Raw genomic sequence first — 22,085 nt, forward strand, 5'->3', positions numbered from 1 at the left:
ACGGAGAAGGCGAGTTCGCATCGCCGGACGGGACAGGAGGAAGAGATGAGGAAGATGGTGTGGGCCGCGGGAGCGCTTTCGGCCACGACGCTCGGCCTGGTGATCGTGGCGGGTCTCGCCGCGGGCTCCGACGAGGGATCCGGTGGCGGTGGCGCGGCGGACGCGGCGCCGAGTACGGCCACCGGGACTCTGGAGCAGCTGGCGGCGAAGGCCGAGTGCGCGCCCGACATCCAGACGAACGCCGATGAGCTGCGCCAGGCCAAGTGCCAGAACGAGGACGGCCGTTTCGTCCTCGCGACCTTCGCCACCGACCGCGGCGAGCGCGACTGGCTGAACGCGGCCAAGGACTACGGCGGTACATACCTCGTCGGCAGGAAGTGGGTCGCCGTCGGGAATCCGGCCGTGGTCGGAGCGCTGCGCGGCCGGCTCGGCGGGACGGTGGAACGGGCCTCGCACCACTCGCCGTGAGGGAGGGTGGTGGGGGGAGCGAGGACCGGGCCCTGGGCACGTAGGGCACGGTTCCACCGGCACCGCGCGGAGACGGCCGCGCAGCAGTTCGGGGGTTATGCGCAGCGGCGGTTGCCGTTGATGCACTTGGCGACGCGCTGCATCAGCCGCTCGTCGAACACGTTGATGAAGTCGCCGTGGTCGGTGATGGGCTTGTGCAGTTGCTCGGGGAAGGAGTCGACGGCGAAGCCGGGTCCCGGCGGTACGTCGTACACGACGCGCTGCACGAGCTGCGGGATGGCGCGGAAGCCCTGCGGGCAGCGGCCGCTGCGCTGGTCGGCGAACGCGACGTGGGTGCGGTGGTTCGCGCTGTCGGTGTTCTGGCCGTCCCAGCAGCTCTGGAAGTTGAAGGTGCGCACGACCTTGCTGCCCTGGGGGCAGATCGGGTATTTGTCCTTCAGCTGCCGGTTCTCGAATCCGGTGCAGCTCCAGGACGCGTTGGCGTTGGCGTCCCCATTCGTGAAGGCCTTGGCGTCACCGGTGATGATGCGCAGGAAACGTGGCATCGCGGTCACCTTGCCGACCGGACTTCCGGCGAACTTCAGCGTGACCTGGTCCGGCGTCTGGATCTCGCCGACGTTCTTGTCCCGGCCGCCGCCGTCCGCGTCGGCGTCGTTCTCGTTGTTTCCGTTCTGCAGTCGAAGGACCGGCCAGTAATACGTCGACTTGTCGCCCCGATTGCGGCAACTGGTGTCACCGTTCGCGAGATCGTCGTCACCGGAGAAGGCATCCGTCTCCTGATTTCCGACGTAATCGTGCATATGGTGGGCGCCATTGCTCACGCCGGGCGCGACGATGACATTGTCCGGATTGAACTTTCCGTTCTCGTTCGTTCCGCAATTCGTGGTGAAGGTGCCGCGTGACGCGCCGCGTTGTTTGCGCGGCTTCTGGACATTGGGGCGGACCGACTTGATGTCGACGAAGTCACCGGCTTCGGGGCCGTTGCCCGCCTGACCCTGGCCCTGGCCCTGCCCTTGGTCCCCGCCCTGCCCGTCGCCCTGGCCATCTCCCTGGCCCTGGTCCTGGCCGCCGTCCTGCCCCTGGTCGCCGTTGCCGCTGCCCTGGTCCTGGCCGCCCTGGCCCTGGTCCCCGCCCTGTTGGCTGCCTTGTTGACCGCGGCCGTCGTCGTCGGCGCGCAGGGTGCACGGCGCCATGCTGTCCAGGTTCTCGGGTGCTCGGCCGTCCTTGTCGAGGGCCGAGCGGATGTTGTCGATGGTCGGGCGCCGCTGCTCCGCGAGCGGGCCGAGGACGGAATTCTTGTCCTCGGCCTCCGCGAACCGGGCATAGGCGTCGGTGATCTGGCTGTCGAGCGTGGCGAGTTCGCGGTCGACCTCGGCGCGCGCGCCCTCGGGAACCTCCGGGAGCTGATTGCCGACGTCGGGGCAGCTGATGGTGGTCGCCTGCTGGTCCCCGCCCTGAGCCTGGTTCTGCACCTGGCTCTCCGGCGGCGGACCCCCGCCGTCCTCGGCGTTCGCGTAGACATTCACCGCGACAAGTCCGCCGCCGCCCAGGATGAGCGCCGCCGACGCGGCGATCGCCCGCCCGGCCAGTTTTGATCGTTTTCGTGACGTGCGTCGTGAGGTGCGTCCCATGGGGCTACGTACGCACCGGCGGTCCACCGTGTTCAAAGCCCGCCGGGAAATTCTCGGCGCGAACTCCCTTACGTATCAACGCCCTTGATCGAGATAGGCGAGAACCGCGAGGACACGGCGGTTGTCGTCGTCCGACACCGGAAGGTCGAGCTTCGCGAAAATATTTGAGGTGTGTTTGGCGATGGCCCGCTCCGTCACCACGAGCTGTCCCGCGATCGCGGCGTTGGACCGGCCCTGCGCCATCAGTTCGAGGACCTCGCGCTCACGCGGGGTGAGCGCGCCGAGCGGCTGGTCGCTGGCGCGCCGCGAGAGGAGCTGCTGGATGACCGTCGGATCCATCGCGGTGCCGCCCGCCGCGACCCGGCGCACCGCGTCCACGAACTGCTCCGCGTCGAAGACCCGGTCCTTGAGGAGATAGCCGACCCCGCCGTTGCCGTCGGCGAGCAGCTCGCGCGCGTACAACTGCTCCACGTGCTGCGAGAGGACGAGCACCGGAAGACCGGGGCGCGCCCGCCGCGCGGCGAGCGCGCACTGCAGGCCCTCGTCCGTGTGCGACGGCGGCAGCCGGACGTCGACGACCGCGACGTCCGGCTCAAGCTCGGCCAGGGCCTTCGTCAGCTCCGGCCCGGTCTCTACGGCCGCCGCGATCTCGAAGTCGAATGCCTCCAGCATCCGCACGAGACCGTCGCGCAGCAGGAAGAGATCTTCGGCTAGGACAACTCGCAAGGGATCTCCATGGTCACCATGGTCGGACCGCCAACGGGGCTGCTGACGGCCAGTACGCCGTCGAATGTACCGAGTCGCCGTTCGATCCCGCTCAGCCCCGACCCGGCGCCGATCCGCGCCCCGCCCTTGCCGTTGTCCGTGATCGCGATCCGCAGCATGCCGTTGGCGTGGTGCACGTCCACCCAGACGCGCTCCGCCTGCGCGTACTTCACCGCGTTCGTCAGGGTCTCGCTCACCGCGAAGTACGCCGCCGCCTCCACCGGCTCGTCCAGGCGGCCCGGCAGCTCCACGTCGACCTCCGTCTCCAGCGGGAGCCGCAGCGCGAGCGCCTTCACCGCGTCGCCGAGGCCGCGCTCGGCGAGCACCGGCGGGTGGATGCCGCGGACCAGGTCGCGCAGCTCGGTCAGCGCCTCGCCGGAGTTCTGCCGGGCCTTGGCGAGCATCTCCTTGGCCTTCGCCGGGTCCTTCTCCACGAGCGCCTCGATGGTGCCGAGGTCCATGCCCATGGCGACCAGGCGGGCCTGCGCCCCGTCGTGCAGATCGCGCTCGATGCGGCGCAGCTCGGCGGCGGAGGTGTCCACCGCGTCGTGCCGGGTCTCCTCCAGGCGGTCCACGCGCAGCGCGAGTTCGCGCTCGCGCATCGAGGCGGTGGGCGCGAGCAGGCTGCGGGCGAGCAGGAAGTGTCCGCGGATCAGCTGCGGGTTGGCGTAGAGGCCGACGGCGAAGAGGGCCGTGCCGAGCAGGGCCGCCGCGTTCGCGGTCATCTGCGAGGTGACGTGGATGAAGGCGAACCACTCGCCGCCGCCCGCGTTGTAGATCGGCCGCCAGACGCCGAGGGCGAGGACCCAGCCGTACGCCATGTAGAGGATCAGCGCGGGCGCGAGGATCGCCATGACGGCACCCGCCGTCATGTCGACCAGGAGCCACTGCAGGTCGCGCCAGGTCGCCGGGTCCTTCAGCATCCGCAGGCAGCGCGCGACCTGGCCGACGGCTCCGGGCGGCTCGGTCGCGGGCGGCTGCCGGTAGGGGATCGGGATGCGGACGTCCGCCCACTCGGCGGCGTGCACCCGGCGCAGGTTGGCGAACCTGGCCACGGCCGCGAGGACCACCGGGGTCGTGAAGAGGCCGATCCCGAGCGCGATGAACGCGATCGACACGACCGCGAGGACGAAGAGCGTGATCGACCCGGCCAGCGAGATGATCGCCAGATACAGGCCGCGCGCCCCCGACACCAGTGCTTCGCGCACCCTCGACGTCTTCATGATGTCCCTCTCCTCAAACGGCCCGTACGCGGTCGCTGCGTCCGGCACTCGAACAGTCTCCCTGGTCACGGCGGCCCGGGTCATTGGTCCGGGCACCCGCTTGGGGGTGTTGCCAGCACCACCTCCGCGCGGGGCCCTGTGCTTCACCGACAGGGGGGCTCGGCGGCTGGGGCGGGACGCCCCTGATTTCTAGCGTGGATCACGTCAGTTCGGCTTATCTCACGCTTACTCAACTGGGGGCGAAGGACATGAGCGCCAAGGGGAAGAACCTCGCGGCACGACTCGGGGTGTGGAGCGCACACCATCGCAAGACGGCGATCCTCGGCTGGCTGCTGTTCGTGGTCCTCGCCACCGTGATCGGCGGCGCCACCGGTACGGTCACGGCCACCGACGACGAGATGGGCGTCGGCGACTCGGCCCGGGCCACGAAGATCCTCGACGACGCCGGGATCGACGAGCCCGCGGGCGAGCTCGTCATGGTCGGCGCCAAGTCCGCCGACGGCTGGCGGGACGCCGCCGCCGACCTCTCCCGGGCGCTCCGCGACACCGGCAAGGTCGAGAAGGTCCAGCCCCCGCTGCCTTCCGAGGACGGCAAGGAAGCCCTGCTGCGCTTTCAGATGAAGGGCAAGTCCGACGACGCCGCCGACCAGGTGCAGCCGGTCCTCGACGCCGTCGCCAAGGCCGAGGACGCCGGGCGGGAGCGCGGGATCAGCGTCCACCAGTTCGGCGACGCCAGCTCCGAGAAGCACCTGAAGGACCTGCTCTCCGACGACCTGAAGAAGGCCGAGTTCACCGCCGTACCGCTGGCACTCGGCATCCTCCTCGTCGCCTTCGGCGCCGTCGTGGCCGCGCTCCTTCCCGTCGGGCTCGCCCTCACCGCCTGCGTGGCCGCCTTCGGCCTGCTCTCCCTGGCCAGCCACTCGCTGCACCTGTTCGAGACCACGTACTCCGTGATGTTCCTGATGGGCCTCGCTGTCGGCGTCGACTACTGCCTGTTCTACCTGCGGCGCGAGCGGGACGAGCGGGCCGCCGGGCACGACGCCGAGACCGCGCTGCGCATCGCCGCGGCCACCAGCGGGCGGGCCGTCCTGGTGTCCGGCCTGACGGTCATGGTGGCCATGGCGGGCATGTTCCTGTCCGGGCTGCTCCTCTTCAAGGGCTTCGCCGTCGCCACCATCCTGGTCGTCTGCGTGGCCATGCTCGGCTCCGTCACGGTGCTGCCCGCGCTGCTCGCCTGGCTCGGCGACCGCATCGACGCCGGTCGCATCCCCTTCCTCAACCGCCGCTCCAAGAAGGGCGTCCACGCCAGCGGCTCCGTCGCCGGATCGCTCCTCAAGCCGGTCCTCGCCAAGCCGAAGTTCTTCGCGGTCGCCGCGACCGTGCTGCTTCTCGCCCTCGCCGCGCCCGCCCTCGGCATGAAGACCGAACAGCTCGGCCTGGAGAAGCAGTTCGGCTCCGACGCGCCGCTCTCCGTCTCCTTCAAGGCCATCACCGAGGAGTTCCCCGGCGGTCCCGCGCCCGCCCGGATCGTGGTCAAGGCCGACGACATCACCTCAGGACCGGCGCGCGACACCCTCCGTACGCTGAAGCAGCAGGCGGGCAAGGCCGCCGAAGTCACCGTCCACGCACGCCAGAACGTCGCGGAGATCGCCGTCCCGCTGCCCGGCAGCGGTACCGGCGCGGACGCGAAGAAGGCCCTCGCGGAGCTGCGTGACGAGGTACGTGAGGTACGGGACGGGCGCGGCGGGGGAGTCGAGGCGTACGTCGGCGGGGACCTGGCCGAGTCCGAGGACTTCAGCGACCAGCTCTCCAAGGGCATCGTGCCGGTGTTCCTGTTCATCGCCGCCGTCACGTTCCTGCTGATGCTGTTCAGCTTCCGGTCCGTGGTGATCGCCGTGACCTCCATCGCCCTCAACCTGCTGTCCGTGGGCGCCGCGTACGGCGTCATGACCGCCGTCTTCCAGCACGGCTGGGGTGCCTCGCTCATCGGCTCGGAGAAGGTCGGCGCCATCGAGAACTGGATGCCGCTGTTCGTCCTCGTCGTCCTGTTCGGCCTGTCGATGGACTACCACGTGTTCGTGGTCTCCCGGATCCGGGAGGCGCGGGACCGGGGGCTCGGGAACCGGGACGCGATCCGTGAGGGCATCACGCGCACCGCCGGTGCGGTGACCGGTGCCGCTGTGATCATGGTGGCCGTGTTCGCCGTCTTCGGCACGTTGTCCATGCAGGACATGCAGCAGATGGGGGTGGGGCTCGGGGTCGCCGTCCTCCTCGACGCCACGGTGGTCCGTATGGTCCTGCTGCCCTCCCTCATGACCCTTCTCGGCGAGCGCAACTGGCACACTCCGCGCTGTCTCCGGTGGCTGCCCCAGGTCTCCCACGAGGCCCCGGCCCCGGTGGCCCCGGCACCCGCGCCCGCCCCGCAGCGCGTCTGAGCCCCGACGAGCCGGGCCCGCCCCACTCGCCCCCTCCGGGGTGGGCGGGGCGGGCCCTTGGCCTGGGGTCACCCGTGGCGGGCGGGCCTCCCACCCGCCCACCCGTTTCCGGCCGACCAGACGGAGAGCGTCTCCTGCTGGGGTTGCCCGCCGTCGGCGAGTGCGGGATGCGGGGCCCGTTGCCGTCCACGGTGCCGTTGACGTCCACGGTCACCGGGCCCGGGCAGCAGCCCGGCAAGCGCCACCGCACCCCGGCCCGCGGAGGGGCACCCTGAGCCAGGCCACCGCCCCCTCGGCCGGCCAAGGCCACCTCACAGGCCCAGCGCAGCTGCCTCCTTCGCCGGGGGAAGCCCCACCACCGGCCGATCAGCCCGCTGCGGCGCCACCCCGCCGAGGCTCCGGAGCCAGCCCCACGTGTCGGAGACCGTGTCGAGGGCGCTCCGGCAGCGCAGCCCGGCCCGCAGGGCCTTCGCGGGGCTGGTGTCGTGCATCGTGTCGTACAGCTCGCCGGGCGGCAGCCAGACGGGGAGCTCCTGCCAGGGCTCGATGCCCGCGGCGAGCACCGCCTCGGGGGCGGTCCAGACGAGCTCCACCCCGGGCGCCCCCGCCACGCCCACGCACGCGTCGAGCAAGTCGCCCATGGTGACGTGCCCTTGGGGGCAGACGACGTTGTAGGGCCCGGACAGCCCCGCGGCCAGGGCGTCCAGCGTCCACACGGCGAGATCGCGTACGTCCACGTACTGGACGGAGGCGTTCCGCGGCCCGGGCGCGAGCACGGCCCCGCCCCGGGCGACCCGGTTCAGCCACCACGGCAGCCGCCCGATGTTCTCGTAGGGGCCGAGGATCAGCCCGGCCCGCACGTGCAGCGTCCGCTCCGCCCCGAAGGCTCCTTCCGCGGCCAGCTCGCCCCCGCGCTTGTCCTCCGCGTAGGCGACGGCGTCGGCGTCGGGGTCGCCCGCCACGAGGGGGTGGGACTCGTCGGACCCGGCCTCGCCGGGGTAGCGGTAGACGGAGGCGCTGGAGACGTACGCGTAGCGCCCGGCCCGCCCGGCGAGCAGCCGCGCCGCGTCCCGGACCACCCGCGGCGCCCCGGACCAGGTGTCGACGACGGCGTCCCACGGGCCGCCGTCGGCGGCGAGCGCCGCGAGCCCCGCGGCCGTGGTCCGGTCCCCGTGGACGGCCCGCGCCCCGTCCGGCGCCGCGTGCCGCCCCCGGTGGAACACCGTCACGTCCCAGCCGCGCGCGAGCGCGTCCTCGGTGACGGCCCGCCCCACGAACTCCGTACCACCCAGCATCAGAAGTCTCATGAGCGCGACTCTGACGGCAGGGGCGGCCCCGGGGGAACCGGATTCCGCCAGCGGAAGAATCGTTCAGCCGCAGGAGGAATCCGGCCAGGTCCTGACGGCTGCCGCGCGGCGGGGCCCGACGGCCGTCACCCGGCGGTCGGCGGCGCGTACTTGTACCCGACCCGCCGCACCGTCTGGATCGTCGCCCGGTGCTCGACCCCGAGCTTGCGTCGCAGCCGGGCGATGTGGACGTCGACGGTCCGCCCGTCGCCCACGTGCCCGTACCCCCACACCGTCGTCACCAACTGGTCGCGGGTGTGCACCCGGTGCGGATGGGCGACGAGATGCGCGAGCAGCTCGAACTCCAGGTACGTGAGGTCGAGCGGCTGCCCCTCGACGTGCGCGGAGCGGCGCGCGGTGTCGATGCGCACGGGTCCGCGGCCGCCCGCGTCGAGCGACGGCTCGGGCTCGGCGGCGACGGGACCGGCGGGGACGTGCTCCTGGCCGGCGGGAAGCAGGACCAGATAGCCGATCATCGGCGGCTGCCCCGGCCGGGCGGGCAGCGTGTGCTGGGGCGCGGGCAGCAGCGTCGCGCCCGGCGGCAGGAAGCCCGAGATGTCGGCGAGGCCGGACACCTGGGCGACCTCGTCGGGGGCGACGGCACGCAGACGCCCGCGTGCGGAGGGGGTGGTGGGGCGGGGAGCCACCGGGGCCGTGGAGGTGGCGGCGGCGGGGGCGGCGGAGAAGGAACGGGAGTTCGCCATGAGGTCAGCTCTTTCGCGCGGAGGAGTCGTCGAGGACGTACGTCGTGCGCGTCAGGCCGGAGGCCGGGAGAACGGCTTCAGAGGGCCCGCGCGGTCAGCGCGCGGCAACACACCCGGTCGAAGTCGTGATGCTGCCGGGAAGGCCAGAAAGGCTCGAGGTCACAGTGACCTGTCGCGGTGTCCTGGAAGCTGCCCATGGCCCCATTGAAGCAGATGAGAACGGGTTCGGCGGATTCCTCTCGCACGTTGATACGACCCCTTGGTGTGCGCGTGGCCCGAAACGGCCCGCTCCGAGGCGGAAGTTGGGGGACGCGTCCGGGGCGCCCACCACGCGGATGGGCGCCCCGGACGAAAACCGGCAGACCGTAGGGAACGGTTCGGATCGGTCAGACCTGCCCGGCCTTCTCCAGCGCCGAGCAGCAGGTGTCGACGAGCAGCCGCGTCACGACGTACGGGTCGACGTTGGCGTTCGGGCGGCGGTCCTCGATGTAGCCCTTGCCGTCCTTCTCGACCTGCCACGGGATGCGGACGGACGCGCCGCGGTCGGAGACGCCGTAGCTGTACTCGTTCCACGGGGCCGTCTCGTGCAGGCCGGTGAGGCGGTCGTCGATGCCCGCGCCGTAGTTCTTGACGTGGTCCATCGGCTTGGAGCCCTCGCCGAGCGACTCGCACGCGGTGATGATCGCCTCGTAACCCTCGCGCATCGCCTTCGTGGAGAAGTTCGTGTGCGCGCCCGCGCCGTTCCAGTCGCCCTTGACCGGCTTCGGGTCGAGGGTCGCGGAGACGCCGAAGTCCTCGGCGGTGCGGTACAGCAGCCAGCGGGCCACCCACAGCTGGTCGGAGACCTCCAGCGGGGACAGCGGGCCGACCTGGAACTCCCACTGGCCGGGCATCACTTCGGCGTTGATGCCGGAGATGCCGAGGCCCGCCTTCAGGCAGTTGTCCAGGTGCGCCTCGACGACGTCACGGCCGAAGATCTCGTCGGCGCCGACGCCGCAGTAGTAGCCGCCCTGCGCCGCCGGGAAGCCGCCCTCCGGGAAGCCGAGCGGGCGGGCGCCCTTGAAGAACGTGTACTCCTGCTCGATGCCGAAGATCGACTCCTGCGCGGCGTACCGGCCGGCGACCTCGGCCAGCGCGGCGCGCGTGTTCGACGCGTGCGGCGTCATGTCGATGTCCAGGACCTCGCACAGGACGAGGATGTCGTCGCCGCCGCGGATCGGGTCCGGGTAGCTGGCGACGGGGTTGAGCACGCGGTCCGAGGCGTGACCTTCGGCCTGGTTGGTGGACGAGCCGTCGAAGCCCCAGATCGGCAGGTCCGCGACCGTGGCGGTGCGCTGGGAGTCGGCCAGGATCTTCGTCTTCGAGCGAAGCTTGGCCGTCGGCTCGGTGCCGTCTATCCAGATGTACTCAGCCTTGAAGGTCACGGGCTTCATCCTTTGACGCTTGGTACGGCGCAGACGTGCGGGTGCTGCGGCCGTGGTGATGCTGCGCAGACTGCCAACCCGCGATTTCCCGTCCGTTGCCCGTTTGTGAACCCCGTGTTACCTGGGGTGGGGGTGATGGGGGTCACCTTGCCGGGGGCTCCCCAACCCCGCCCCTTCCCGAACCCGGGGGCTGCCGCCCCCTGGACCCCCGCTGATCGGCGCTCCGCGCCTCGTCCTCAATCGCCGGACGGGCCAAAACCTTGCCGCACCGGCGAGATATACAGCCCCTCCGGCGTTTGAGGAGCGGGGTCTGGGGGCGGAGCCCCCAGTTTCGGGAAGGGGCGGGCTTGGGGAGCCCCCGGCAGGGCCCTACTTGATCACCGCATTGGCCACAGCGATCACCACCCCGATCGCCGCATCCGCACCCCCGATCAGCACAGCGGCCCCCCGCCGATACCCCACCCGCAACGCGGCGAACGTCCCCCACCCGAAGAGCAGCGCCGCGTTCAACATCAGCCCCGCGTACGTGACGTCCGCCTCGGGCCACCCCATCACCCCGGCGGTCACGAGCAGCGCCACGGTCGGCCAGCAGGCGATCACGACGGGCCACTCGTCGGCGAGGGCCCAGCCGAGCTGTCGCCACCGGTGCAGCCCCCTGCCGGGCCGATGCGTGGTCATGTGATGGGCGTAGCCGTGCGCGAGCGCCGCCGTGCCCGCGGTGACCATGACCCAGGCGGCGTCGTAGTAGGGCGTGTAGGGGGTGCCCTCGGACTGGAGGGCGGCGAGCAGCGCGCTCGCGAGGACGGTGCCGTACACGCCCCCGGACAGCCAGCTCCGCACGGTGCGCTCCTTCCTCCGGTGGCCTGCCTTCCGCAGATGGAGCGCTCAACCCTATGGGCCGGTATGTAACGTTTTGCCTGCCGTGGCCGATCGGTTGCCGGTCGATCGGCTACCGCGCGAGGGCGTCCCGCACGGCCTCCTCCGACCGCCCCACCACCGCCGTACCGTCGTCCGCCGTGATGATGGGCCGCTGGATCAGCTTCGGATGGGCGGCGAGCGCCTCGATCCAGGCGTCGCGCCCGGACGCGTCGCGCGGCCAGCGCGCGCGGTCCTTCAGGTCGAGCTCCTTCGCGGCGGCCTCCTGGGTGCGGGTGATGTCCCAGGGCTCCAGGCCGAGGCGGTCGAGGACGGCGCGGATCTCGTCGGGGCTCGGCACGTCCTCCAGGTAGCGGCGGACGGTGTACGCGGCGCCCTCCTCGTCGAGCAGGGACAGCGCGCTGCGGCACTTCGAACAGGCGGGGTTGATCCAGATCTCCATGGCGCACACGCTAGCGCCGTGAGCCTCGCGACCCAGGTGGTGTTCGAATTCTTGGAGTCCCACGCGTACCTCGCGGAACTGGTGTGACGGAGCGGCAAGTTCCCTGTCCACCTGCGAGTTTGGCGGTCTGTGCGGACTGCTGATTGTCAGTGGTGGGCAGTAAACTGGTAGCAATGTTCGAAGGGGCCGCGAGGGCTCCTGAACGCGACAGGAGGATGCCTGTGCCCGCTGCCGCACTGCCGTCGAAGCCCGATGTCACCCGCACCCGCACTACTGCCGCCCCGCGTCCCGCGCGCAGGTCGCGCGCCCCGCGCCCGGACCATCCCACGCTCTGCGACGTGCCGTACGTCCCGATGGAGAAGCGCCCCCTGCCCCCCGGCCGCCCCCGCGACTGGTACATCACGCACAACCGCCGCCTCAAGGCCATGCGCCTGGCCATCGCCCTGCTCGACGCGGGCGTCCTGGTGCCGAACCAGGCGAGCAACGTACGGATACGCACCATGGCGGAGACGGTCGGCATCCACCCGCCGTCGGACACCACCTGCCACATGGTGCGGGCCCTGATGCGCTACAGCCGCTGACGCGGACCGGGGCCGCGCCGCACCGGCGCGGTCCGCTCGTTTCGGGACGGGGTGAAAGCGGGGAGAGGCCCCAGGGGGCCCACCCGCCCCACCCCGTCCCACCTCCCGCCCCGGAAGCGAGCCCCCGTGCCCAAGACCGTCAGCGTGTTCACCCTCGGCGGCACCATCTCCGCGCAGGGCGGCGACCACGCCCGTCTCACCGGCGCCCAGACCCTGGCCGCCGCCCCGGTCCCGGCAGGAGTGGACATCGAGCTGCACGACGTCCGCCGACTCCCCGGATCCTCACTGGCGTTGGCGGACCTGGCCGAGCTGGCAGGGAGGGTGGACGAGGCCACCGCGGCGGGGCACGGCGCGGTCGTCGTGCAGGGCACCGACACCCTGGAGGAGACGGCCTTCCTGCTCGACGTGGTCTGCGCGCCCCGCGAGCCCGTCGTCGTCACGGGCGCGATGCGCCGCCCCGACCTGCCCGGCGCGGACGGCCCGGCGAACCTCGCCGCGGCGCTCGCGACCGCCGCCGACCCGGGCTGCCGCGGCCTCGGCGTGCTCACGGTCCTCGCCGACGAGATCCACGCCGCCCGGCACGTGCGCAAGACGCACACCACGTCCGTGGCGACCTTCGCCTCACCCGGCGCGGGCCCCCTCGGCCGCGTCGTGGAGGGCGTCCCGCACATCCTGCTGCGGCCCGGGCAGCCCACGGTGGAGCGGCCGTTGCGGCTGCGTGCCCCCGCCCGCGTCGCCCTGCTGACGCTCTCCCTGGGCGACGGGGGCGAGTTGCTCGAAGCCGTGGACGACCGCTTCGACGGCCTGGTGGTCGCCGCGTTCGGCGCGGGCCACGTGCCGAAGTGGCTGGTCGAGCCGCTGGCCGCCGCGGCCGCCCGCATGCCCGTCGTCCTCGCCTCGCGCACCGGCGCGGGCCCGCTGCTCAGCGAGACCTACCGCGGGCCGGGTTCGGAGTCCGACCTGCTTTCCCGCAGCCTGATCTCCGCGGGCCAGCTCGACGCGCCCAAGGCCCGACTGCTCCTGCACGCGCTGCTCGCCGACGGCGCCGACCGGGCGGCGGTGGGCGCGGCCTTCGACCGGCTGCGGGCCGGGTAGCGCGGGGAAGCCCCGGGGTCGGCCGACCCCGGGACTTCCCCGGTGGGGCCGACCCCGGGCGGGCCGCCCCCGCGCACGGGCCGACCTCGGCCCGACCGCTCCGACCCGCTAGCCGATCTGCTCCGGCGTCACCGTCAGCCACCGCTTGTCCGCCGTCACCGGCTGCCCCAACTCCCGCTGCCGCGCCGCGTTCTTCCGCTTCATCCCGTCCAGCTGCTTCATGTAGCTGTCCTTGCGGTTGACCCACACGCGCACGCCCCCGTGCCGCACGTCCGCCGAGTGGAACAGCATCGGGCCGTCGCTCACGGGGGTGTCCCCGGCGACGAGGACCGGCTTCTTCCACTCGTCGATGTACGTGGAGATGGCGGCGGGCTTGCCCTGGTACCAGGTCAGCGGCGCCCACAGGTTCGGCGTCAGCTCGTACGCCGCGAGCTTCGCCCGGTCCTTCGGGCCGAACCGGCCCTCGGCGATCTCCTTGCGGGCGCTGGTCACCCGGCCCGTCCTCGGATCCTTGAGCTGCAGGCCGACGCCGATGACGTTCTGCGGCTTCACCCCGTACCCGTACTTCGGGTCGGCGAGCACCATCCGCACCAGGTCCTCGCTGGCCGCGCTCACCACGTACACCTCGATGCCGTGCGCGCGCAGCGACTTGTACAGCTCCTGCATGCCGGGGAAGAACTCGGGCCGCTCGACCTCGGTCTTCGTGACCTTGCCGTTCTCGTAGTACGTCGCCGGGATCGGCTTGTCGTACGCCAGGAGGTCGTCCACGTACCCCTTCAGCTTCTTCAGCGTGAAGCCGGAGAAGATCTGCGCCGCCCACGGGTAGCAGACCTGGTCGTCGACCTCGCAGAGCCGGTTGTAGTAGCTGTACAGGCTTTCCTTGTGCGTGGCCGTGTCCTTGAACGGGATGACCTTCAGGGACGGTGCCATCGACTCGCGGCTCAGGACGCCCTTCATCTCCAGGAACGGAAGGAGCGACTCCTCCAGGTCGTGGCGGTACGTCGTGTTGTCCGCGTCGAAGACCGCGTACGCGCCCTTCCCCTCGTTCTTCGCGATGACCTTGCCGAGCTTCGCCGCCACCGGCTTCGGCCAGTGCTCGAGGTCGGCCGCCGCGGCACGGGCCGACGCGCTCGGCCCCTTGCCGTCCGCCGCCTTCGCGTCGGCCGCGGACGGCCACAGCGCGCCGCCCGCGAACACCGCCGCCGCCAGCGCCCCCGCCGCTCCGCCGACCGCCAGCCTGCCCTTTGCCCGAATAGCCATGGTTCCCGTTCCCTGAGAGCGCTGCGCCGACCCGTCCGGAGCGGCGCGCCATGCTACGAGGACCAGGCGCCCGATTCCCATGATCGAGGTCACCGTGCGTGCCGGGCATGGGACGGACGGAGGCGGGTAGCCGCACCGGACGACAGGCCCGTCCGTGCCCGCGCACAATGGGGTCATGGGCCCCACGGCTACGGACACCACCGCCCGGGACGGCGCCGCCGCCTCCCGCGAGTTCGTCCGCGCCGCGCCCCCGCCCGGCGGCCTGGTCGTGTCCGCCGTGGGCTACCGCAGCAGCGGCCGGCGCCCCGCCCTGCACCGCGGCCTGCCGTCCCCGTACCTCACGCTGATCTTCTCCCTCGACGGCCCCGTCACCACCGGGGCCACCCCCGGCCAGGCGACCGGCCCCGACGCCGTCCGCACGGACATCGTCGTCGGCGGCCTGCACCAGAGCCCCGCGTACGTCGTCCAGCCCGAGCACGAGGCCGGGATCCAGCTCGCCGTGCACCCGCTCGCGGCCCGCGCGCTCCTCGGCCTGCCCGCCGCCGAGCTGGCCGGGCAGCTCGTCACCGACGGCACCGACGTGCTCGGCCGCCTCGCCGCCGACGTGCGCGAACGCCTCTGCGAGCAGGAAGCCTGGGGTGACCGGTTCGCCCTCCTCAACGCCTACTTGGCGCGCCGCGCGGCCGACGCCGAGCGCGCCGGGGCGGTGCGGCCCGAGGTCGGCGAGGCCTGGGCCTGGCTCGCCCGGCACCGCGGCGCGGGCACCCTGCGCGGCCTGTCCGCGCACGTCGCCCTCAGCGAACGCCGGCTGTCCGCGCTGTTCCGCGCCGAGACCGGCGTCACCCCCAAACAGGCCGCCCGCCTCATCCGCTTCCAGCACGCGAAGGCGGCCGTCGTCCGCGCGGTCGCCGCGGGCAGGCGTCCCGACCTCGCCCGGATCGCCGCCGACTGCGGGTACTACGACCACTCCCACCTCGTACGGGACTTCCGGCAGTACACGGGCGTGAGCCCCAGCGCCTGGATGGCCGAGGAGTGCCGGAATATCCAAGCCGGAGGGCACGCGGGCGGCGAAGACTGGGACACATGAACAGCAACGAAACCCCGCAGAGCACGCAAAGCGCGCAGAGCCCGCAGACCGGCCAGGCTGATCAGGCCGGTCAGGCCGACCAAGCCCCTGCGCACCGGCGCGCGCCCGACGTCTGGGCCACCTTCCAGGCCGACGACGCCCCCGCCCTCATCGACTTCCTCGTCGGCACCGTCGGCTTCCTGCGCACCGCCGTCTACGAGGACGGCGACCGCGTCGCCCACGCCCAGCTCGACTGGCCCGAGGGCGGCGGCGTCATGCTCGGCAGCTACGACCCGAAGGCCGCCGAATGGTGCCTGCGGCCGGGCACGTTCGGCGCGTACGTCGTCACCGACCACGTCGACGACCTCTACCTCCGCCTCACCACCGCCGGTGTGAAGGTGATCCGCGAGATCGAGGACCAGCCGTACGGCAGCCGCGAGTTCGCGGTCGCCGACCCCGAGGGCAACAAGTGGTCCTTCGGCACCTACCGCGGTGAGCCGCGCCCCGACCAGGGGTGATGCCGCGCCGGAGTGATAGCTTGCGGACGCCAGTCGTACCCGCATCTGGGTCGGGGAATCCGGTGGAAGTCCGGAACTGACGCGCAGCGGTGAGGGGGACGGGCGGGGCCAGCGGCCACTGGGAGTCCACGGACCCCGGGAAGGCGGCCCCGCCCGGACGAACCCGAGTCCGAAGACCTGCTGGCACCGCCGTCCGCACGGGCGGCGGAGTTCGCAGACCAGGCTCCGCGCATGAGCCCTGAGACTCGGGAAGACGTGTGCCTTCGACCACGCGGCGCGTTCGCCGTACATCCCTCGCCGCCTCGCTGAGCGCGGGCCTCGTCCTGCTGACCGCGTGCGGCGGCTCGCCCGCGAAGACGTCGGACAAGGCGCGGGCGGGCTACCCCGTCACCCTCACCGCGTGCGGTGAGCGGACGAAGGTGCAGGCCCCGCCGGAGCGGGCCGTCTCCCTCGACCAGGGCTCCACCGAGATCCTCCTCTCCCTCGGCCTGGCCGACCGCATGGTGGGCACCGGCACCTGGACGGACCCCGTCCTGAAGGGCCTGGAGAAGGAGAACGCCAAGGTCCCGCGGCTCGCCGACCGCTACCCGGCGCTGGAGAAGGTGCTCGACAAGGAGCCCGACTTCGTCAGCGCGTCGTTCCTCTACACGGTCGGCAAGGGCGGCGTCGCCGACCGCGCCAAGTTCACCGAACTCGGCGTACCCGTCTACGTCTCGCCGACCGACTGCGCGGGCAAGGACAACGCCGGTGACGACGACGGCACCCGCACCAAGACCCTCACCATGGACACCGTGTACGGCGAGATCCGCGACCTCGCGCGGGTCTTCGACGTGGAGAAGCGCGGCGAGAAGCTGATCGCGGACCTCAAGTCCCGGGCCGCGCGCGCCAAGAAGTCCGTCGACGCCTCCGACACCACCCTCATGTACTGGTTCGCCAACTCCGAGTCCCCCTACATCGCGGGCTGCTGCGGGGCCCCCGGCGTCATCACCCGCGAACTCGGCGTGCAGAACGCCTTCGCCGACACCCGCGAGGAGTGGCCCCAGATCAACTGGGAGACCATCGCCGACCGCGACCCCGACGTCCTCGTCATCGGCGACCTCACCCGCAGGTCCCAGTCCGCCGAGAGCGCCCGCCAGAAGATCAAGTTCCTGGAGTCCAACCCGGCCACGAAGAACCTCACGGCCGTGAAGAAGAAGCGCTACGTCCTGCTCAGCGGCCAGGCCCTGAACCCGAGCGTCCGCACCGTCGACGGCATCGAACAAGTCGCGGCGGCGCTGCGCGAGTTCGGCCTGACGAAGTGAGGGGCGCCGCGGACGGCGGCTCGCGCGACGCCGTGGCCGGTGACGCGTCCTCCGAGGCCGCGCCCGGTGATGCGTCGTCGTCCGAGACCGCGCCCGGCGACGCGTCGTACGAGGTCGCGCCAGGTGACGTACGTCAGGCATCCCCGGCTGGCCGCCTGCGTGCCGCGCTGCGCGGTGCGCTCCTCTCCCTGGCCGGACTCGCGGTCCTGTTCCTCTCCATCGCCGTGGCCATCACCATCGGCCCCGCCGACATCTCCGTGCCCGACGTGTGGTCGGCCGTGGCGGCCCACCTCGGCTGGGGCGAGGCGGAGCTGACGCCGATCCGCGACGGCATCGTGTGGAACCTGCGGATGCCGCGCACGGTTCTCGCGGCGGTGTGCGGCGCGGGCCTCGCCGTGTGCGGGGCGGTGCTCCAGTCGCTGCTGCGCAACCCGCTCGCCGACCCGTTCGTGCTCGGCGTCTCCTCCGGCGCGTCCACGGGCGCCGTCGCCGTCGTGGTCCTCGGCGTCGGCGGGGGAGCGCTCACGGTGTCGGCGGGCGCGTTCATCGGCGCCGTCCTGTCCTTCGCCCTGGTCCTGCTGCTCAGCCACACCCTCGGCGACACCACGGACCGGGTGGTCCTGTCCGGCGTGGCCGCGATGCAGCTCTTCTCCGCGCTCACCTCCTTCGTCGTCCTCACCGCGGCCGACGCCGAGACGACCCGCGGCGTCCTGTTCTGGCTGCTCGGCTCGCTGAGCGGCGCGGCCTGGACGGACGTCTGGACGTGCGGCGCGGTGCTCGTCGTCGCGCTCGCCGTGTGCCTCCTGCACGCCCGGGCGCTGGACGCGTTCGCCTTCGGCCAGGACGCGGCGGCCACCCTCGGCGTGCACGTGGGCCGGGTGCGCGTGCTGCTGCTCTGCACCACGGCGCTCCTGACGGCGGCCCTGGTCAGCAGCGCCGGGGCGATCGGGTTCGTGGGCCTGGCGCTGCCGCACGCGGCCCGGGCGGTGGTGGGGGCGGGCCATCCGCGGCTGCTCCCGGTGACGGCGCTCGCGGGCGCGGTGTTCCTGATCTGGGTGGACACCCTCGCCCGCACGGTCCTCGACCCGCAGGAGGTCCCGGTGGGGGTGGTCACGTCGCTGATCGGCGTACCGGCGTTCGTGGCGGTGCTGTACCGGACGCGGAAGAGCCGATGAGGGTGGGGGAGCGGATGGCGGCGGAGGGGCCGACGGCGGCGGAGGAGCCGATGACGTACGAGAAGCCGGTGGCGTACGAGAAGCCGACGACGTACGAGAAGCCCGCACCCCCCGGGCTCGCGGCGGCCCGCGTCGCCCATGAGGCAGGGGGCCGCCTCATCGTCGACGGCATCACGCTCGCCCCGCGGCCGGGCACCACGCTCGGCCTGATCGGTCCGAACGGCTCCGGCAAGTCCACGCTCCTGCGCCTCCTCGCGGGCGTCCTCGCACCCGCGGCGGGCGTGGTCACGCTGGACGGCACGCCGCTGCCCCGGCTCGGCCGCAGGGAGACGGCGCGCAGGCTCGCGGTGGTCGACCAGCACGCCGCCACGCAGGTGGAGCTGACCGTACGGGAGGTGGTGGCCCTCGGCCGCATCCCGCACCGCAGGCCCTGGTCGGGCAGCACGCCCGCCGACGAGCGCGCCGTCCGGGACGCCCTGGTCCGCACCTCCCTCACCGACCGGGCCGACCAGTCCTGGCACACCCTCTCCGGCGGCGAACGCCAACGCGCCCACATCGCGCGCGCCCTGGCCCAGGCCCCCCGTGAGCTCCTCCTCGACGAACCCACCAACCACCTGGACATCCAGCACCAGTTGGACCTCCTGAACCTGATCGCCTCGCTCCCCGTGACCACGGTGATCGCCCTGCACGACCTCAATCTGGCCGCCATGTTCTGCGACGAGATCCTGGTCCTGAAGGAGGGCAGGGCGTACGCGCACGGCACGCCCGCGGAGGTCGTGACCGAGGGGCTGATCGCGGAGGTGTACGGGGTGCGGGCGCGGGTGACGCCACCGGCGGACCCGCTGGACCATGTGTCGGTCCGCTTCCTGAGAACGCCACCGCGGCGACCGGGTCCATAAACTCACCGGAAAACCCGCGGCCAGGGGGAGGCACCCATGACACGCCAGAGGATCCCGGACGACGACGAGGTCCCCCTCGACGTCCTCACCCACCTGCGTGCCGTGTGCCTGAACCTCCCCGACGCGCACGAGGAACCGGCCTGGATCGGCACCCGCTGGCGCATCCGCGCCGCGACCTTCGCGCACGTCTACCTCACCGACCTGACCCGCTCCGACTCCCCGTCGGCGCGCGCCATCGCGACCGAGGGCCTCACCACGATCCTCACGTTCCGCTCGCACGGCGAGGAGTTCGAGGCGCTGACCAACGCGGGCGCCCCGTTCTTCCGGCAGTCCTGGGGCAGGAACGTCGTGGGCATGCGCCTGGACGGGACCACCGACTGGGCCGAGGTGGCGGAACTCCTCACCGAGAGCTACCGCGTTCAGGCACCGAAGCGGCTCGCGGCCCGCGTCGGCGGCCCACCCCCGGCGACCGGATCCCCGCCTGAAAACGGAGGAGATCCATCCGATCGGCGGAGGGGTGAACGTTCTTCCAGGTGAACGGGGCGCCATTCGATCAACTGGGGTGACAAGGGGCTGCGATCCTCGGGCCGAAAGCCGCCCCGGACCGCTCACCGTTCCGGGCCGTACCGTCCCTCCCTGACCGAGGAGTTCCCCGTGCCCGTCCGCAGCCTGGTGACCAGTGCCTTCGCCGCCACCGCTCTCGCCCTCACGTCCCTGGGCGCGGTGACCGTCACCGCGACCCCCGCGGCCGCCGACCCCTGCGGCTTCTACGAGACCTCCGCCGACGCCTACTACAACCACTGCACGGGCGACGGCTCCCGCGTCGTCATCCAGGTCCGGGTCGCCCTGGCGCCCGACTACGAGCGCTGTGTCGCCCCGGGCAAGACGTGGCTGGGCTCGGCGGACAAGATCCAGGGGGCGCACTACGTCGGCCGTACCTGCTGACGACCGTACTTCGGTGAGAAGGTGACGCTGCCGGCGGGCAGCGCCACCAGCGGCCCGGGCGAGCGTGTCAGCGCACGCCCGGGCCGCCGCCGTCTCCCCGGCATCCGCACGCCCCACCCTGGGCGACCCCTGATGGTCTGCACCAATAAAGTACAGTCTGTGCCTGCGCGGCGTACCCCAGTCGCATCAGGCCCTGCCGGAGAGCCAGTTGATGATCCCTCGTATACGTACGACAGCGCGCGCCGCCGCCCTCGGCGCGGCAGTCGTCCTCCTGACCGTGGCCTGCGGCGGCCGGGCCGACCGGTCCGATGGCCCGTCCGAACGGTCCGCCGAGCCGCCCGCGTCCAGCTCGCCGCCCGCCGACGAGGGGCAGCTCGTCGAGTGGGGAAAGGGCGACGCGGAGGACGCGTTGCGGCGGGCCGACAGGGCTCTCGGCTACGACGACACGCCTGCCGAACTGGTCGACAGCGACGTCACGTCCTTCTCTGACGGGCTCAGGAAGACGTTCCCCACGCCGGGCGAGCGGCCCTACCGCCTCGACATCACCTGCGTGGCCCCGAACACCGACGAGATCACGCTCACGCTCGGCCGCGGTGGCGACGAGCAGGAGTGGGTCGTGCCCTGTGGCGAACGACAGGCGGACCAGTTCAACATCCCGGCAGGCGCCGCCCCCTTCACGGCCCGCGTCGCCCCCGACGAACGGCGGTCGGAGAACCTCGCCGAGATCGTCTGGCGCCTGAACACCATCGCCGAGGACGACGTGTTCGAGTGCGAGGACGACATCGTCGGCTGCGACGAGGACGGGTCATAGTCGACTCATGGCCGCCTCGTGGCTGACTCGTAGCCGATGGCTAGAGGCTGTCCAGGAAATTGCCGACGGCCTCCACGACGCGGTTCTTGCGGCGGTGCGCCTTGCTGCAGTAGAGCCGCCTGCGCCATCTGCGGCGCGGCTGCGGCACCGGTGTGTTGCACCATGTGCACGGCAATGTCCGTGCTCTTGCTCCCCCGTACATGCCCGCACTTTAACCGGTGGGCTTGCTGGCCGGCGGACTGGCTAACCGGCGGACAGGCTAACCGGCGGGCTTGCTGGCGCGGACGATCGCGGAACGCATGCTGTCGGCGACGGTGTGGGTCACGGTGATCTCGACGTCGGTGAAACCCGCCGCCTCCAGCCCCCGCCGGTACTCGGCGAAGGACAGCGCGCCCGCGATGCAGCCGACGTGGTCGCCGCGTTCGGCCCGCTGGGCGGGGGTGAGGGTGTCGTCGGCGACGACGTCCGAGACGCCGATGCGACCGCCGGGGGCCAGCACGCGGAACATCTCCGCGAAGACGGCGGGCTTGTCGGTGGACAGGTTGATCACGCAGTTGGAGATCACGACGTCGACGGTGTTCGCGGGCAGCGGGACGGCCTCGATGGCGCCCTTCAGGAACTCCACGTTGGTGGCGCCGGCCTTCTTCTGGTTGGCCAGCGCGAGGGCGAGCATCTCCTCGGTCATGTCCAGGCCGTACGCCTTGCCGCTCGGCCCGACCCTGCGGGCGGACAGCAGCACGTCGATCCCGCCGCCGGAGCCGAGGTCGAGGACGCGCTCGCCCTCGTGGAGGTCGGCCACGGCCGTCGGGTTGCCGCAGCCGAGGGAGGCGGCGACGGCCTCGGCGGGCAGGGCGGCGCGCTCGTCGGCCGCGTACAGGTCTCCGCCGAAGCCTTCGTCGACCTCGACGGCCTCGGGTCCGCAACACCCGGTGCCGCCCTCGGCCACCTGGAGAGCGGCGGCCGCGTACCGCCGACGGACGGTCTCGCGCAGGTCAGCTGACTGATCACTCATGATGGGCCTCCTCAAGGGAACGAAACGGACTTCGTGACCGGGGCTCCCGATCGGACCTCCCGATCGGGAGCCCTTGATTCGAAGTCTGTCGATGCAAGGTTGCGCCTT

General features: G+C 72.1%; 21 protein-coding genes, 1 pseudogene and 1 riboswitch. Of the genes and pseudogenes, 12 read left to right on the forward strand and 10 right to left on the reverse strand.

What is annotated here, in order from left to right:
* Window positions 1–45: 45 nt before the first annotated feature.
* Window positions 46–512: pseudogene (locus ACZ6AA_RS33230) on the forward strand (hypothetical protein).
* 51 nt (window positions 513–563) lie between these two features.
* Here the strand turns inward: ACZ6AA_RS33230 and ACZ6AA_RS33235 are convergent.
* The 3 genes from ACZ6AA_RS33235 to ACZ6AA_RS33245 all read right to left on the reverse strand — a co-directional run bounded on the left by ACZ6AA_RS33235 (window position 564) and on the right by ACZ6AA_RS33245 (window position 4,087).
* Window positions 564–2,099 (reverse strand): DUF1996 domain-containing protein, encoded by a 1,536-nt coding sequence (locus ACZ6AA_RS33235; RefSeq protein WP_468449311.1) that lies wholly within the window; start codon window positions 2,097–2,099, stop codon window positions 564–566.
* A gap of 75 nt (window positions 2,100–2,174) precedes the next feature.
* Window positions 2,175–2,825 carry a LuxR C-terminal-related transcriptional regulator gene (locus ACZ6AA_RS33240; RefSeq protein ID WP_468449310.1) on the reverse strand — a complete coding sequence of 217 codons (651 nt, stop codon included), beginning with the start codon at window positions 2,823–2,825 and terminating at the stop codon, window positions 2,175–2,177.
* Window positions 2,810–4,087 (reverse strand): sensor histidine kinase, encoded by a 1,278-nt coding sequence (locus ACZ6AA_RS33245; RefSeq protein ID WP_468481001.1) that lies wholly within the window; start codon window positions 4,085–4,087, stop codon window positions 2,810–2,812. The genes ACZ6AA_RS33240 and ACZ6AA_RS33245 overlap by 16 nt, the downstream gene beginning before the upstream one ends.
* A 248-nt stretch (window positions 4,088–4,335) precedes the next feature.
* Between ACZ6AA_RS33245 and ACZ6AA_RS33250 the strand changes: the two genes are divergently transcribed.
* Window positions 4,336–6,522, forward strand: coding sequence for an MMPL family transporter (locus ACZ6AA_RS33250; RefSeq protein WP_471462182.1), 2,187 nt, complete (start codon window positions 4,336–4,338; stop codon window positions 6,520–6,522).
* Window positions 6,523–6,833: 311 nt separating this feature from the next.
* On the opposite strand, the gene ACZ6AA_RS33255 is transcribed toward ACZ6AA_RS33250, so the two are convergent.
* The 5 genes from ACZ6AA_RS33255 to ACZ6AA_RS33275 all read right to left on the reverse strand — a co-directional run bounded on the left by ACZ6AA_RS33255 (window position 6,834) and on the right by ACZ6AA_RS33275 (window position 11,314).
* Window positions 6,834–7,829, reverse strand: a complete 996-nt coding sequence (locus ACZ6AA_RS33255) for an NAD-dependent epimerase/dehydratase family protein (RefSeq protein ID WP_471462184.1) — start codon at window positions 7,827–7,829, stop codon at window positions 6,834–6,836.
* 125 nt (window positions 7,830–7,954) lie between these two features.
* On the reverse strand, window positions 7,955–8,572 hold the full coding sequence (locus ACZ6AA_RS33260; protein WP_468449306.1) for a winged helix-turn-helix domain-containing protein: 618 nt from the start codon (window positions 8,570–8,572) through the stop codon (window positions 7,955–7,957).
* A 386-nt stretch (window positions 8,573–8,958) separates the two neighbouring features.
* Window positions 8,959–9,996 carry a glutamine synthetase gene (gene glnII / locus ACZ6AA_RS33265; RefSeq protein ID WP_468449305.1) on the reverse strand — a complete coding sequence of 346 codons (1,038 nt, stop codon included), beginning with the start codon at window positions 9,994–9,996 and terminating at the stop codon, window positions 8,959–8,961.
* A 369-nt stretch (window positions 9,997–10,365) separates the two neighbouring features.
* Window positions 10,366–10,836 (reverse strand): hypothetical protein, encoded by a 471-nt coding sequence (locus tag ACZ6AA_RS33270; RefSeq protein WP_471462186.1) that lies wholly within the window; start codon window positions 10,834–10,836, stop codon window positions 10,366–10,368.
* Window positions 10,837–10,945: 109 nt separating this feature from the next.
* Window positions 10,946–11,314 (reverse strand): arsenate reductase family protein, encoded by a 369-nt coding sequence (locus ACZ6AA_RS33275; RefSeq protein ID WP_468449303.1) that lies wholly within the window; start codon window positions 11,312–11,314, stop codon window positions 10,946–10,948.
* A 221-nt stretch (window positions 11,315–11,535) separates the two neighbouring features.
* On the opposite strand from ACZ6AA_RS33275, the gene ACZ6AA_RS33280 reads away from it, so the two are divergent.
* Both ACZ6AA_RS33280 and ACZ6AA_RS33285 read left to right on the forward strand, forming a co-directional pair.
* Window positions 11,536–11,895 carry a hypothetical protein gene (locus ACZ6AA_RS33280; RefSeq protein WP_471462188.1) on the forward strand — a complete coding sequence of 120 codons (360 nt, stop codon included), beginning with the start codon at window positions 11,536–11,538 and terminating at the stop codon, window positions 11,893–11,895.
* A gap of 126 nt (window positions 11,896–12,021) precedes the next feature.
* Window positions 12,022–12,990, forward strand: a complete 969-nt coding sequence (locus ACZ6AA_RS33285; protein ID WP_471462190.1) for an asparaginase domain-containing protein — start codon at window positions 12,022–12,024, stop codon at window positions 12,988–12,990.
* Between the two features lie 108 nt (window positions 12,991–13,098).
* Here ACZ6AA_RS33285 and ACZ6AA_RS33290 read toward each other — a convergent pair whose 3' ends face one another.
* A complete protein-coding gene (locus tag ACZ6AA_RS33290; protein ID WP_468449300.1) occupies window positions 13,099–14,250 on the reverse strand; it encodes an HAD family hydrolase in 1,152 nt (383 codons plus the stop codon).
* 175 nt (window positions 14,251–14,425) lie between these two features.
* Here ACZ6AA_RS33290 and ACZ6AA_RS33295 point away from each other — a divergent pair, with 175 nt between their 5' ends.
* The 8 genes from ACZ6AA_RS33295 (at window position 14,426) to ACZ6AA_RS33330 (ending at window position 20,965) form a co-directional block, all read left to right on the forward strand.
* On the forward strand, window positions 14,426–15,337 hold the full coding sequence (locus ACZ6AA_RS33295) for a helix-turn-helix domain-containing protein (RefSeq protein WP_471462192.1): 912 nt from the start codon (window positions 14,426–14,428) through the stop codon (window positions 15,335–15,337).
* Complete coding sequence (locus tag ACZ6AA_RS33300; protein WP_471462194.1) at window positions 15,334–15,834, forward strand: VOC family protein; 501 nt, start codon at window positions 15,334–15,336, stop codon at window positions 15,832–15,834. Before ACZ6AA_RS33295 ends, ACZ6AA_RS33300 begins: the two co-directional genes overlap by 4 nt.
* Before the next feature lie 13 nt (window positions 15,835–15,847).
* Window positions 15,848–16,033: riboswitch (cobalamin riboswitch) on the forward strand.
* 58 nt (window positions 16,034–16,091) lie between these two features.
* A complete protein-coding gene (locus ACZ6AA_RS33305; protein WP_468449297.1) occupies window positions 16,092–17,135 on the forward strand; it encodes an ABC transporter substrate-binding protein in 1,044 nt (347 codons plus the stop codon).
* Window positions 17,136–17,290: 155 nt separating this feature from the next.
* Window positions 17,291–18,310 carry a FecCD family ABC transporter permease gene (locus ACZ6AA_RS33310; protein ID WP_468481078.1) on the forward strand — a complete coding sequence of 340 codons (1,020 nt, stop codon included), beginning with the start codon at window positions 17,291–17,293 and terminating at the stop codon, window positions 18,308–18,310.
* A 50-nt stretch (window positions 18,311–18,360) separates the two neighbouring features.
* Complete coding sequence (locus ACZ6AA_RS33315) at window positions 18,361–19,209, forward strand: ABC transporter ATP-binding protein (RefSeq protein ID WP_468481079.1); 849 nt, start codon at window positions 18,361–18,363, stop codon at window positions 19,207–19,209.
* A 36-nt stretch (window positions 19,210–19,245) separates the two neighbouring features.
* Window positions 19,246–19,746, forward strand: coding sequence for an MmcQ/YjbR family DNA-binding protein (locus ACZ6AA_RS33320; protein WP_471462196.1), 501 nt, complete (start codon window positions 19,246–19,248; stop codon window positions 19,744–19,746).
* A gap of 117 nt (window positions 19,747–19,863) precedes the next feature.
* Entirely contained in the window at window positions 19,864–20,154 is a 291-nt protein-coding gene (locus ACZ6AA_RS33325; RefSeq protein WP_471462198.1) for a DUF6355 family natural product biosynthesis protein, read from the forward strand.
* 211 nt (window positions 20,155–20,365) lie between these two features.
* On the forward strand, window positions 20,366–20,965 hold the full coding sequence (locus ACZ6AA_RS33330; RefSeq protein WP_468449294.1) for a hypothetical protein: 600 nt from the start codon (window positions 20,366–20,368) through the stop codon (window positions 20,963–20,965).
* A gap of 259 nt (window positions 20,966–21,224) precedes the next feature.
* Here ACZ6AA_RS33330 and arsM read toward each other — a convergent pair whose 3' ends face one another.
* Complete coding sequence (arsM, locus tag ACZ6AA_RS33335; protein ID WP_468449293.1) at window positions 21,225–21,977, reverse strand: arsenite methyltransferase; 753 nt, start codon at window positions 21,975–21,977, stop codon at window positions 21,225–21,227.
* Between the last annotated feature and the right edge of the window lie 108 nt (window positions 21,978–22,085).

The organism is Streptomyces sp. NPDC040610 (assembly GCF_055594065.1).